The sequence below is a fragment of the Microcoleus harperi Pol14_C6 genome (assembly GCF_036701295.1).
Taxonomy (GTDB): domain Bacteria; phylum Cyanobacteriota; class Cyanobacteriia; order Cyanobacteriales; family Microcoleaceae; genus Microcoleus.
Genome location: NZ_JAUBQN010000010.1, coordinates 126,191 through 140,197 on the forward strand (window position 1 = coordinate 126,191; position 14,007 = coordinate 140,197).

Here is a 14,007-nt window from a genome sequence, read left to right on the forward strand (position 1 = left end):
ACGGGTAGTTGGCAACAAGCAATTCGTCCTAATTGGCAATTCATAATTAATAGATATTAATTGGTTTTTTGTCAAGTTAAAAGTTAAAAATTTTCGCTTTTATCTTTTAATTTTAGACTTTTGTATTGCCGATTACTTATTCGCTATTACCGCTCGCCGATTACCTATTACCTAAGCTATTTCCAATTGTTTTTTTCTCGGAATTGCCCAATTTTACTCTTAGGATATGGCGGCGAGGTATTTGGCGAGCGTTGGTGTTTTTTTGCCTCGGAAAATCTTTGGACGTTCGGCGATACTGTGCCTAGATATTTCTGCGAATTGTTTACTTGATGCTATTAGCAGCACCTTGATGGACGGTTTTGACCCATTTGAGTCGCTTAGGCCGTACCGCAATCCGAGCCGTCACAGTCCCTACCAGCAGCCAGTGGAACATATACACAGTACCCCGCAGCGTTTGCAGCAAGGTGACAAAAACTCGCCTTACGTCAAATTTGGTATCTTTGCGAGTGCGGCGCAAACCGACGAACATTCCCACTACCGACAATGTAAGGGTCATAAAAGTTATGGGACTGGCGATCGGCATCCGGCGCAGCGCAATTGACATCACAAAGTCGGGTAGCGCTACTGTGGGTAAGAAATATTGAGATACCCAAAATCCAAATAAATCCCAAGTTTTCCCAGTTCCCATGCGGTTCCGCAAAATTAGCCGCCAGTAGTCAAGATAACGCTGATAGCCACCTTCTGCCCAGCGATTGCGCTGGTGCCACAGAGCGCGAGCGTTAGTGACTCCTTCTTCTGACACGGCTGGGAAAGCGAGAAATTCAATGTCCCATCGGTTTAGGTGCAGCCTCACCGTCAAATCTAGGTCGTCGGTAATCGTCTCCTCGTTCCAGCCTCCGCAGCTTTCCAAGGCGGTGCGACGCATGAATTGGCCGTTACCGCGCAATTCTCCAATGCCGCCGATCGCAATCCGCTGCTGCTGGAAAAAACTGTCGAGAGCCATTTCTGCTTCTTGGCCACGAGTCCAAAAATTTACCGCAGCATTGGCGATGGCTTTTCTGACTTGCACAGCCCCTACCTTTTCTCCATGGAACACTGGCAGCACCCGGCGCAGCAAATCTGGCGTTACCGTCGCGTCGGCATCAAATATTCCCACAAATTCCCCGCGAGTCAGCGGTAACACTTGATTCAGGGCTCCCGACTTCCCGCCGCTGGCATTTGCTCCTCTGCGAAATACTTTGAGCTGGGGGTACTTTTTGGTTAGCTGTTCCAATACTAGCGGCGTGGTGTCGCTGCTGTGATCGTCTATCGCCCAAACTTCGTAGCGGTCGATCGGATAATCTACATTGCAGATGGATTCTACGAATCGGGCAATCACCGCTTCCTCATTTTTCGCTGCCACCAGCAGCGACACATAAGGCCAATCCTCTCGACTTTCATCGGCAAGAGGCGGCAGTGCGGGCTTGGGCGAAGCAAACAAAACTCGAAATGCTTGCATCCACAGCAGTCCCGTCAACCCCCACACTACCCACGCACCCCAAGAAATCAAGTGCAGGGCGATCGTGCCGGCCCAAATCGCAGTCAGCACTGCGGCAGCTTTTCCGCGGCGTCCCCGGTACAGATTTTGAGGAAAAGAAGGAGTTCCCGGCACAGACACCGCAACCGGGAGCTCTGCTTTTGTTTCCGCGTCAAACACCCTGTCGCCAATGTCTGGTATAGCAAATACTTTGCTGAGCTTCGAGTGCGAGGTCAAACTCTTGAGCTCTTCTTGAGCTAAATCAGAGATGTCCAAGTTAAGCTCGCTGCGAGCGTCGTTTTCTGGCCAAGAACTCTCCTGCATAGGTTACTTGATTCAACCACCAATAGTTTTTGATTTTAGATATAAGCATCTACTGTATCAGTTTCTGGACTTTTGTCGAAAGCGGACGGGAGGACAACCAGCGGGTTCGGTGCTTGTACTACCCTGGTAAACGGGTACTGCATCGAGTATTTTGGTTGACTTTTGCTTGCGATCGACTAGGAATATCTGTTAGTTTTTTCTGGGGATCTAAACTATCTGTTAGTAATAATTGTCTGAGGTGGAAATATGTCTATTCCTCAACTCAAGCCAGCCGATGACAAAGAAGTGAAAGTCTACGCGCCTTTCTGTCAAGAGCCCAGGCGCAAGTTTTTACCGCACGCTATTGGCCTCTACAAGCTCAAAAGCTTGGAGGGGGCAAGAAAAATTGACGGTGGGGAGAGCGTGCCGTTTGTCGCTAGTTGGAATATCTCGTCGCTGCCGATCGACTTAACCCGCTGTCGGGTGTTGTTTGACGGCAATGCTGAACTCAGCTACGAAGTGACTATGCAAAGCTCTGAGTTTGTTAGTTGCTTAATTGAGGTACTCCTGACTTTTCAGCGGACTCGTACTGTGGATTTTTCTAAAACGTTTTACCGCAAGCTGATGCGAATGGATGAATAACTTTCACCGCAGCCGCACTCCCGAAAGTCCGCAATTGACAATCAAGCAATTTAATCCGGGGCCCCCGGATTGATTCGCGGATCGAGAAAAAAGCTCCTCGCTCCCGATCGCCAGCCCCCGGATTTATCAGTGGGGTCGCTTTCTTCTATCTAAAATCTAATATCTAAAATCTAAAATCGATTGACGGGCGCTATAGCTGGCGCACCAATAGTGTAACGCCTCGACGGCAACATTACATGATTGGTGCGCCAGCCCTATTTGAGAAGCGGAAATAGTAAGTGAGTTGTTGGATCATTCTCAATAATCGCTTTGGGGGTCAGCACTTATCCCCATTGCTAAGTAAATCTACAGCAGTTTTCAGTTGAGCGTGATACAGATTTCGCGTAGGGACTCAGGCTTTGCGTGACTCCCTACCTATATTTCATCCCATTGAAAACTGTTGTATTTGTTGTGGAACAAGCGCAAAAGCCTATTTCGGACATGGTGCAAGATGTGAGGCAAGACACATTTCCCGCACCAAACTCCGAACTTTTTTCATGTATTAATCTTTGTAACGATCCTCAGCAATATTACTGAGATATGTGAGGATGAGAACTAAATTAGGATGAGTTAATTTCTACGAAAATAGATTAAATAATCCAACCTGTCTTCAGCAAGAATTTTAAGTAATGTTGCGATCGAAGGGATTTAATATAAGTCCTGATTTTTTTGTTCGGGGTGCTCTGAGACAATTTCTTAACCGCAATTGAAAACCTACCAATTTTTGCCAGAGGTATATTATGACTCCGCTCACCCACGAACTCTATATAGATTCTTTAATTAGCGATCGCCCGGTCCAATTTACCATTGAAGACGCAGCAAATGTCGCCGCTGGTAGTGCAAAACCTGCTGATTCTCAGCAGGCGATCGGCTCTTTGGGCACAGAAATTTCAGAGATTGTTTTTATAGACACAGCCGTTGCAGATTACCAAAGCTTAGTTGCCGGAGTCAAACCCGGAATCGCAACAGTTATCCTGGACTCGAAGCAAAACGGTATTGCCCAGATTAGCGAGTATCTAGCCGATTGTCAGGAGGTATCTGCACTGCACATCATCTGCCACGGCAGTCCCGGCAGCTTGCAGTTAGGCACAGCTCAATTGAGCTTAGATACTCTCAACTGCTACGCCAGCCAATTGCAAAAATGGGCAGCATCGCTGAGTGCGAAAGCAGAGATTTTGCTTTACGGTTGCTGTGTTGCAGCAGGCCGCGGCCGAGCATTCGTGGAGCAAATAAACCACCTTACAAAAGCAAAAATCGCAGCTTCTACAACGCTGACAGGCAGTGCAGATTTAGGAGGAGATTGGCTGCTTCAGGCAACCACAGGTGAAATAGCAATAAATCCAGCTATTCAAGCCGAGACGCTGAACAATTATGCCTTTACCTTAGTCGACTTGAATACAGCAGCAGGGGATGCAGGCCTTACAGTCGTCGGAGTAGATGCCTTCGGGTCTTTTGGGTCCAGTGTGAATGGCAGTGGAGGTGCTTCTTATGCGAATTATGACCCCCTCGGTCCCTCAGGACCCGCGAGCACCACTTTTCAGTCTGGGGTAGCCATGAGGGTGGGCGGTACAGGAGGATATACTTTTCTGACTACCGGCTCTATCGGCAATACAGGGGGACTCAATCCAGTCTTTAACCCAAATTCAACCGCAACCACTGCTACAAGCACCTTCAATTTTGGTGGTCTTAATTTTGTACTGACTCAGACGGTTACAGACCTAGTAGTAAATGGGGTAAGGAAAGGGAGTCTTTTAACTCAAACCTACAGGATTACAAACCCTGGAAATACAAGAGTAGACTTTGAGTTAATGCGCTATGTTGACGGCGACTTGCAATTTGATGGCTCTATTGCAGACACTGGCGGTCGTCGTGTTTCAGGTACGGAGGAAATTCTCTTTGAAACTGACAGCGGAGACGATCCTGCACTACCAGTGACCTTTGTGGGGATTACCGGTATAGGGGGGTCAACTGGCTTACCGGGCAGATACGAAATCGAGCAATACCCCCTCTTGCGGGACAAAATTGTTGAGACCGTCGGCGGTGCGCTAGACGACTCAGTATACGGCGACGACCTGGATGCAGATCAATTTGTCGACCCTCTGCCAGTTGGCACAGGCCCCTACGACCTGACCCTTGCCCTGCGAAATAGATTTTCGCTTGAAGGTAATCAGTCTACTAGCTATGCCACAACCACCATATTTGGGACGCTACCGCCAAATGAATTAAATCTCCCCGTCCTCAGCATTTCCCCACTGGGCAGTCCGGCCGAAGCTGGTTCGATTCCAGGCACCTTTAGAATCACCCGCGCCGCCAACAGCAACGGACAGCTCTCTGTCAATTTCAATGTAGCGGGGTCTGCCACCTTCACCACCGACTATACTGCAACGGGTACTAATACCAACTTCACCCCAACTAGCGGCACAGTGATTATTCCCGATGGGCAGACAAGCGTCGATCTGACAATTACTCCCATTGATGACAATATTTTTGACCCCAATGAAAATGTCATATTCACCATCGCTCCGAGCACCAACTACATTATCGGCTCCCCAAATACAGACAGCCTGACGATCGCGGACAATGATACCAGAGGCATTGTTGTCACCTCAGAGCCTACAAACACCGGTCTGGCAGAAGGTGGCAGCCCCAACACTTACAGAGTAGCGCTCAGAAGCCAGCCCACCGAACTGGTAATCTTCACTCTTAAACCAGACACCCAGACAGACTTGGGGGCCGGTGCTGGAAACCCCGTCAGCTTCAACTTTACTCCCAGCAACTGGAACGTCCCTCAAACTATCACTGTCCGAGCAGCTAACGATGCCGTAGCCGAAGGCCCTCACAGCAGCACGATTACCGGCAGTGTCACCAGTGCAGACGCTAACTACGACGGCGCTGTGCCCGTGACGCTGGACGGCACTGCTGTTGCCAATCTGACTTTGCCAATTACCGACAACGACACGCCACAGGTAAAAATTACCGAAACTGGCGGCACCACCAAAATCGGCGAAGGTGGCAACTCGGATAGCTATACCGCGGTATTGACCAGCCAGCCTGTGGCCGATGTTACTGTCACCGCCTCCCCAGACGCCCAAAGCGACGTGGGGGCTGGAGGCGGAAGCCCGATCGCTCTGAAATTTACTCCCGACAACTGGAACGTGCCTCAACTGGTGAATGTGCAAGCCGTGGACGATGCTGTGGCTCAAGGCACGCACCCCAGTACGATCGCCCACCAAGTCACCAGTACAGACGCGAAATACAACCTGATTGCTACTGCCTCGGTTATTCCCCAAATTACCGACAACGATACCGCCGGAGTCACAATTACTCCTACCAGCACGACTGCTGGCGAAGGCGGCGCAACAGGCAGTTACAAGGTAGCGCTAACGAGCAAACCGACTGCGCCTGTTAATGTCAACTTTAATACGGGCATTCAAATCGATTCGATTTCCACATTTACTTTCACCTCAGATAACTGGAACCTACCGCAAATAGTCACGGTGAAAGCTACCGACGACAGTTTAGTCGAAGGACTGCACACGGGTACGATCGACCACAGCATCGCCGCCGGCAGTGCGGCGGAATATCTGCCCGTGACGATCGCGCCGGTAACAGTCAGCATCACCGATAACGATGTCGCTACTCCCAATACGCCCAGCATCACAATTACTCCTGCGAGCACGACTGCTGCCGAAGGCGGCGCGACAGACAGTTACACAGTCTCCCTCAACACTCAACCGACAGCTAACGTTACGGTCAACTTCGCTGCGGGCAGTCAAATAAATGCGATCGCGCCGCTCGTTTTCACTCCGGCTAACTGGGATGTCCCGCAAACAGTAACGGTGACAGCAACCGACGACACTGTTGTCGAAGGAAGCCACAGCGGCACAATTAGCCACAACGTGGCAGCAGGCAGCGCTGCCGAATACTTGCCAGTGGCGATCGCACCAGTTAGCGTCACCATCGCCGACAACGACACAGCTACCTCGACTGCCGGGGTAAAAATTTCTCCGACAACAACTTATGCAGCAGAAGGCGGTGCCAATGGCAGTTACACCGCGGTATTAACCGGGCAGCCTTCCAGCGACGTTAAAGTTAGCTTCGCCACAGACAGTCAAATAGAAGCGATCGCCTCCTTCACCTTCACCTCTGACAACTGGAACGTGCCGCAAACCGCCGCTGTCAAAGCAAACGACGACTCTCTTGTTGAAGGAACGCACCTGAGCACGATCGCCTCCAGCGCTAGCAGCACGGATTTGGCTTACAACAATATCGGCATTTCCAAAGTCGATGTCTTAATTATCGATAACGACTCCCCCGGCATCGCCGTCACTCCTAACAGCACCAATGCAGCAGAAGGAGGTTCAGCAGGCAGCTACAGCATTGTACTGACAAAAGCGCCGACAGCTAACGTTACGGTCAACTTCGCTGCGAGCAGTCAAATAGATGCGATCGCGCCGCTCGTTTTCACTCCGGCTAACTGGAATGCAGCGCAAACTGTCACCGTCAAAGCTACCGACGACAGCATAGTGGAAGGAGGGCACAGTGGCACGATCAATCACAGCGTCGCCCCCGACAGCGCTGCCGAATACTTGCCAGTGGCGATCGCACCAGTTAGCGTCACCATCGCCGACAACGACACAGCTACTACTGCTGCTGCTGGCGTGACTGTTACCCAAACAGGCAGCACCATAGTCGCCGAAGGCGGCGCAACCGACACCTATCAAGTAGCCCTCAACAGCCAGCCAAAAAGCGACGTTAAAGTTAGCTTCGCGACAGACAATCAAATAGAAGCGATCGCCTCATTCACCTTCACCTCTGACAACTGGAACCTGCCTCAAACCCCCACTGTCAAAGCAACCGACGACTCTCTTGTTGAAGGAACGCACCTGAGCACGATCGCAGCCAGCGCTAGCAGCACGGATTTGGCTTACAACAATATCGGCATCCCCAAAGTAGATGTCTTGATTATCGATAACGACTCCCCCGGCATCGCCGTCACTCCTAACAGCACCAATGCAGCAGAAGGCGGTGCAGCAGGCAGCTACAATATTGTCCTTACCAAAGCGCCGACAGCTAACGTTACGGTCAACTTCGCTGCGGGCAGTCAAATAAATGCGATCGCCCCGCTTGTTTTCACTCCGGCTAACTGGGATGTGCCACAAACAGTAACGGTGACAGCAACCGACGACACTGTTGTCGAAGGAAGCCACAGTGGCACAATTAGCCACAACGTGGCAGCAGGAAGCGCTGCCGAATACTTGCCAGTGGCGATCGCACCCGTCAGCGTTACCATCGCCGACAACGACACAGCTACCTCGACTGCAGGGGTAAAAATTTCTCCGACAACAACTTATGCAGCAGAAGGCGGTGCCAATGGCAGTTACACCGCGGTATTAACCGGGCAGCCTTCAAGTGACGTTAAAGTTAGCTTCGCCACAGACAGTCAAATAGAAGCGCTCGCCTCCTTCACCTTCACCTCTGACAACTGGAACGTGCCGCAAATCGCCGCTGTCAAAGCAAACGACGACTCTCTTGTTGAAGGAACGCACCTGAGCACGATCGCCTCCAGCGCTAGCAGCACGGATTTGGCTTACAACAATATCGGCATTTCCAAAGTCGATGTCTTAATTATCGATAACGACTCCCCCGGCATCGCCGTCACTCCTAACAGCACCAATGCAGCAGAAGGAGGTTCAGCAGGCAGCTACAGCATTGTACTGACAAAAGCGCCGACAGCTAACGTTACGGTCAACTTCGCTGCGGGCAGTCAAATAGATGCGATCGCGCCGCTCGTTTTCACTCCGGCTAACTGGAATGCAGCGCAAACTGTCACCGTCAAAGCTACCGACGACAGCATAGTGGAAGGAGGGCACACCGGGTTCATTCTTTCGAGCGTTGCCGCCGACAGTGCTGCCGAATACTTGCCAGTGGCGATCGCACCAGTTAGCGTCACCATCGCCGACAACGACATCGCCCCGCCGACACCGACACCAGTCATCAATTTTTCGCCCACAATTATCGTGCCGACGCCCACACCAGCGCCGACGCCGACACCAGTCATCAATTTTTCGCCCACAATTATCGTGCCGACGCCCACACCAGCGCCGACGCCAGCACCAGTCATCAATTTTTCGCCCACAATTATCGTGCCGACGCCGACGCCCACACCAGCACCAACTCCAGCCCCAACCCCAATCCCCACCCCAATCCCAACCCCAATCCCAACCCCGCTCCCGGAACCAACTCCCGTCCCAACCCCGCAGCAAACTGAAGATGCAGATTGCATTTGCACGCAAATTACCTTACCGGAAATCAGCCCTCTTCACGGTTTCAATCTTGTTCAAAACAACCTGGTTGGTGCGGATACAAACGAGATCCTCGCTGGCACCAGTGGCGGTGACGGCATCAACGGTTTGGCCGGAGACGATGTTCTGATCGGTTTGGCAGGCAACGACAACCTATTTGGCGGATTGATCAGCAACATTCCTGTTGGATTGCAGGTCGATCGCGACTTGCTGTTGGGCGGGCCCGGCGACGACTACCTTAACGGTCAAGCCGGCTACGACACCCTCTTCGGCGGTCAGGGGAACGACGCTGCTTTCGGTGGCAAAGATAACGACCTGATCTGGGGCGGACGGGGTTCTGACACTGTTGTGGGCGAGGAGGGAAACGACAGCCTCTACGGTGGCACCAACAGCGAATCTGACCGCGATAGCGCCGGGAACGACTTGTTATTGGGTGCCAAGGGAAACGACAGCCTTTGCGGTCAGGATGCCTCTGATACCCTTTCTGGCGGTGACGGCAACGATACTGCGCGCGGCGGCAAGGGCAACGATGTAGTTTTTGGCGACTCGGGCAGCGACTTACTGTTCGGCGACCAAGGCAATGACTCTATCTGCGGTGGCGACGGGGATGACACGGTGTATGGGGATATTGGCAGCCCCCTGCCGATCGGCGTTGCTGGCGGTCAAGACCAAGTGTGTGGCGGTGCTGGCAATGACGTGCTGTTCGGCAATGAAGGCAGCGATACCATCAACGGTGATGGTGGCAACGATACGATTTTGGGCGGTAAAGACAGTGACAGTTTGGTCGGCGGTGCTGGCGACGACGTGTTGATTGGCGATGAGGGCAGCGATACTTTGCTAGGCGGCAGCGGAGGCGACTTATTTGTCTTGACACCCGCACAAGGAAGTGATGTCATATCCGACTTCAGGAAAGGGGAAGATTTGGTGAGTTTAGCGGGCGGTTTGACTTTCGCTCAACTGAGCATTAGCCAAAGCAATGGCGCAACCTTAATCAAAATTGCGAATTCTGGCGAACTCTTGGCTGTTCTGAATGGGGTGCAAGCCAGTGCGATCGCGCCGTCCGATTTCGTTCAAATTTTGCGACTCGGTAGCTGAGAGGAAAGCGCTGTAGATCCGCCCAAGGAAAATCAATCTACAGCCCTTGAACTGCGATCGGGCTAGCATCGCAATCAGCCTTTGGGCTGCCGAAATTCGAGCCCACGCCGCCCGACAATTTATTTGTTTAGAAGCTCGAAGCCCGATCCTAAGCAGCTTATTGCTCGCAGTGCCACCGCTCGGTTTGAACGCGGGTGATCGCACTAATAATTAATAACTAATAATACAACCTATCGATTTTCAATTATATGCAAAAATGATCGGGCAAGCACCGGGCTTTATTCCTACAAAAGACCTGTATGATAGCAATCATAAATGAGTCGTATTTTTTTCCCAGCCCAACCCTCCCTTTACGAAGGGGAGGGGGTAAGAAATTGACAAATGATTTAGAATTGCTATATACCAAACAAAAACTTCACCAAGCCCTCTCAATAGGTGTTTCTAGTGAAATCACAACTTATACTGGTTATTTTTATTTTATAAAAGTCGGTATAACTATCTAAATTCAGTAATAAAATAACGGGCTAAAATTTTTACAATCAAAACGGTTTTCAAAGGAAGCAGGGGTGATAAATTATTATCAAAAACGGCGGATAAAACAAACAATTTAAAAACAGCTTTCCCAAAATCAAGTAAAAAGAATGGGAAGAAAAGAGTTGCGAACAGGTGAATATTTTTTTTACTAAAAAAACAATTGGCCCAAAAGCGACAAAATCGAGTATAATAGTATTGCCAAATTGAGTCGCAGTTCACAAATACTGTAGAAAAAACTAAATTTATTGAAATAGACAGGTGCAAATTGAGGATTGAAGGCGTACCCAAATTGACTAAATATTTGCTGATCGGTTCCACAAAAGCTTACAGCGGCAAGTCTGCCATCGCCTTGGGGATGGCACTCGGACTCCGGGAAAAAGGACTGGCCATCGCCTACGGCAAACCTCTGGGAACCTGTTTCAGCTCCGAGGGAGCTGGGATCGAGGACGAAGATGTACGGTTCGCGGTAGAGACGCTGAAGCTCTCAGAAAGTCAGATGCCGTCAACACTGCTGTATTTGGATGAAGAGACGGTTCACAAGCGTTTGCGGAGAGAAGACAAGACAGATTACCGCCAATCTTTAGCGCAATATTTGCAAGCTCCCAGCGGAGACTTGGTGCTGTTAGAAGGCCCAGCTAATTTGGAGGAAGGCAGTCTGTTTGACTTGTCTTTGGCTCAAGTCGCTGAGGCAGTTGATGCCTCTGTGCTGTTGGTAGCCCGCCCGATAGATCTTTATATAGACGATTTGCTGTCGGCTAAACAGCGTTTGGGTTCGCGGTTGCTGGGAGTGGTACTTAATGACGTTCCCTCGGACAAACTCGAATCGGTAACGGCGACTGTGCGGCCTTTTCTGGAGGCTGCGGGTATTCCAGTTTTGGGAATGCTGCCGAGAAGTGCTTTGCTGCGAAGTGTCAGCGTCAAAGAATTGGTGCACCAATTGAAAGCTGACGTGCTGTGCCGTCGAGACCGTTTGGACTTGATGGTGGAAACCTTGACAATTGGCGCGATGAATGTTAGCTCAGCTCTGAAGTATTTCCGCAAAGCGAGAAATATGGCGGTGGTGACGGGGGGCGATCGCACGGACATTCAGCTAGCAGCTCTGGAGAGCTCGACTCAGTGCTTAATTTTGACAGGCCACTTGCCTCCTTCTCCCCTAGTGATTGGCAGGGCAGAAGAAATGGAAATTCCCGTTTTGTCTGTTGATTTGGATACCTTAACCACGGTAGAAATTATCGACAGCACCTTTGGCAGCGTGCGCCTGCACGAACCGATCAAGGTGGAATGCGTTACTCAGCTAATGGCAGAACATTTTGACCTTGATGGCATGATGGCATCCTTGGGCCTGAGCGATCGAGTCCATTAATAACAGAGCCGGAGCTGAGGGAAGAAGGTATTCGGCAGAGAGAACTTTTTGTTTAAATAAATAAAAAGCCAAAATTCTTAAATTCTCAATTTTTCTTGAATTCTACCTTGAGCTCCGGCTGCCGAATGTCTTCAGACATTCTGCCTTCGGGCTTCCTCAAATCTCCAGATCCTCTAGTCTGAACCCGTAAATCAGCAATTCTTAACTTCTTTTTGGCGGCAATGGCTAGTGAGTCTGCTAAAATCCACAACGTAGTTTTATTTAATTTAATAAATTCTTTGAGTCAATCAATTGAGCTACCCAGAGTAGATGATTTTTTACAAGAACTTGCGGCGATCCAGCAAACCAGCTCCAAGCGGATTGCTCTTTTGGGTTCTCGCCACGTTCCTATTACCCACCAGCAGCTAATTGAGATGCTGAGCTACGCCATAGTTCTGGGAGGCAATCAGCTCATCACTTCTGGCGCTACAGGCACCAATTCAGCCGCAATTCGGGGGGCAATGCGAGCAGATCCTAATCTGCTGACGGTGATTTTGCCACAAAGCATGAGTCGCCAGCCTCGGGAGTCTCGCGACCAACTCGAACAAGTGATACATTTGGTAGAAAATCCCAAAAATGATAGCTTGTCTCTCCCGGAAGCAAGCGCCATGTGCAATCAGGAGATTATTTCTCGCTGCCAGCAACTGATATGTTTTGCTTTTCACGAAAGCCACACTTTGCTGAAAACTTGTCAGGATGCGGAGGAACAGCGCAAGGTAGTTACTCTGTTCTATTTTGATTGAACTGCGAGGCGGATGATGCTGTTGGGATTACCTGTGTCGGTTATTCTGCTTGATTGTATTGCTGCTGCTGCTGCGCTGGTTTACGCACCGTTTTTGGTGGTTGCGTTCGCCCGCTTGCAGCTAGGCTATGACCAAGCAGCCCCCCGCGCTATGTTTGATAAGTTGCCGGCTTACGCTCAGCGGGCAACTTGGGCTCACCAAAATTCGTTTGAGACGTTTATGCTGTTTTCAGCGGCGGCTTTGATGGCTTTTGTGACGGGGGTAGATTCGGAACCGGCGGGTTGGGCTGCGATCGCTTTTACGATCGCCCGGTTGTTGTTTTCGGTTTTCTATATTCTGAATGTGCCGCTGGCGCGATCGCTCATGTTTGCGATTAGTTCTTCTTGCACAGCTACTTTATTCTATTTCAGTTTAATGGCTGTTAATGGTTAATTGTTATTAGTCAGTGGTCATTAGTCATTAGTCATTAGTTAAGAGACGCTTAATTAATGACTAATTACCAACTACTAACTACCAATTACCCATTACCAACTACCAATTACCCATTACCAATTACTAATTTATGGCTGCTAGTTATTCCTTTGATATTGTCAGCGAGTTCGATCGGCAAGAATTAGTTAACGCTGTTGACCAAACTGTGCGGGAAATTCAAAGCCGCTACGACTTGAAAGATACCAAAACAACCGTGGAATTGGGCGCTGAATCCATTACTGTCAATACGGACAGCGAATTTACTCTCGATGCCATTCACACTGTTTTGCAAACTAAAGCCGCCAAGCGCAATTTATCTTTGAAAATTTTTGATTACGGCAAAGCTGAACCTGCTAGCGGCAGTCGAGTGCGTCAAGAAATTAAACTTAAAAAAGGTATCAGTCAGGAAATCGCGAAACAGATTACTAAATTGATTCGCGATGAATTTAAGAAGATTCAAGGTTCGATTCAAGGAGATGCAGTGCGGGTTTCTGCTAAAGATAAAGATGATTTGCAGTTGGTGATTCAACGCTTGAAGCAAGAAGATTATCCGGTAGCTTTGCAGTTTACAAATTACAGGTAAATTTTTGAAAGCTAAGTATGGGATTCCCAGTTGTGCGATCGCCTCTTTGAGTGCGATTGAACTTACCTTAAACTTGCTGGGATTCACAAATCTTGCTTTGTTGCAAGCTGATGCTGACTAGATATTTGCACCAAATCAACTTGTTTTACAGCGCCGACCTACTTAAGGCCCCATGAATGGATGATCGGCTTATCTGAAGCTGTGTGAGAAGCAAACACAGAAAAAGCGATCAAAGTAATTGAGGAAATTCCTGAAACTGAACTATTTTTAATCAAAAGCCTGACTAAATTAGCACGTCAATTTCAATTTGAGCAAATTCTAGATTTAATTGAACCTTTAATGGTTCATGATTGATAGTTGAGAGTTTTTGTAAA

General features: G+C 49.6%; 7 protein-coding genes and 1 pseudogene. 7 read left to right on the forward strand and 1 reads right to left on the reverse strand.

What is annotated here, in order from left to right; genetic code table 11:
- Positions 1-322 precede the first annotated feature (322 nt).
- Positions 323-1,840 (reverse strand): glycosyltransferase family 2 protein, encoded by a 1,518-nt coding sequence (locus QUA27_RS10405; protein WP_333067825.1) that lies wholly within the window; start codon positions 1,838-1,840, stop codon positions 323-325.
- A 246-nt stretch (positions 1,841-2,086) separates the two neighbouring features.
- Here QUA27_RS10405 and ebsA point away from each other — a divergent pair, with 246 nt between their 5' ends.
- From ebsA to QUA27_RS27625, 7 genes and pseudogenes are all read left to right on the forward strand, one after another.
- Positions 2,087-2,461 (forward strand): type IV pilus biogenesis protein EbsA, encoded by a 375-nt coding sequence (gene ebsA / locus QUA27_RS10410; protein WP_006634686.1) that lies wholly within the window; start codon positions 2,087-2,089, stop codon positions 2,459-2,461.
- Positions 2,462-3,240: 779 nt separating this feature from the next.
- Complete coding sequence (locus QUA27_RS10415; protein WP_333067826.1) at positions 3,241-9,900, forward strand: DUF4347 domain-containing protein; 6,660 nt, start codon at positions 3,241-3,243, stop codon at positions 9,898-9,900.
- Positions 9,901-10,699: 799 nt separating this feature from the next.
- Positions 10,700-11,797, forward strand: a complete 1,098-nt coding sequence (locus QUA27_RS10420) for a phosphotransacetylase family protein (protein WP_333067827.1) — start codon at positions 10,700-10,702, stop codon at positions 11,795-11,797.
- A gap of 278 nt (positions 11,798-12,075) precedes the next feature.
- Entirely contained in the window at positions 12,076-12,579 is a 504-nt protein-coding gene (locus tag QUA27_RS10425; RefSeq protein ID WP_039887610.1) for a hypothetical protein, read from the forward strand.
- 15 nt (positions 12,580-12,594) lie between these two features.
- Positions 12,595-13,011, forward strand: coding sequence for an MAPEG family protein (locus QUA27_RS10430; protein WP_333067857.1), 417 nt, complete (start codon positions 12,595-12,597; stop codon positions 13,009-13,011).
- 130 nt (positions 13,012-13,141) lie between these two features.
- Positions 13,142-13,633: a YajQ family cyclic di-GMP-binding protein gene (locus QUA27_RS10435; protein ID WP_006634691.1), complete on the forward strand. Its 492-nt coding sequence runs from the start codon at positions 13,142-13,144 to the stop codon at positions 13,631-13,633.
- A 219-nt stretch (positions 13,634-13,852) separates the two neighbouring features.
- Positions 13,853-13,987, forward strand: a pseudogene (locus QUA27_RS27625) (hypothetical protein); the annotation flags it as partial.
- Positions 13,988-14,007: the final 20 nt, after the last annotated feature.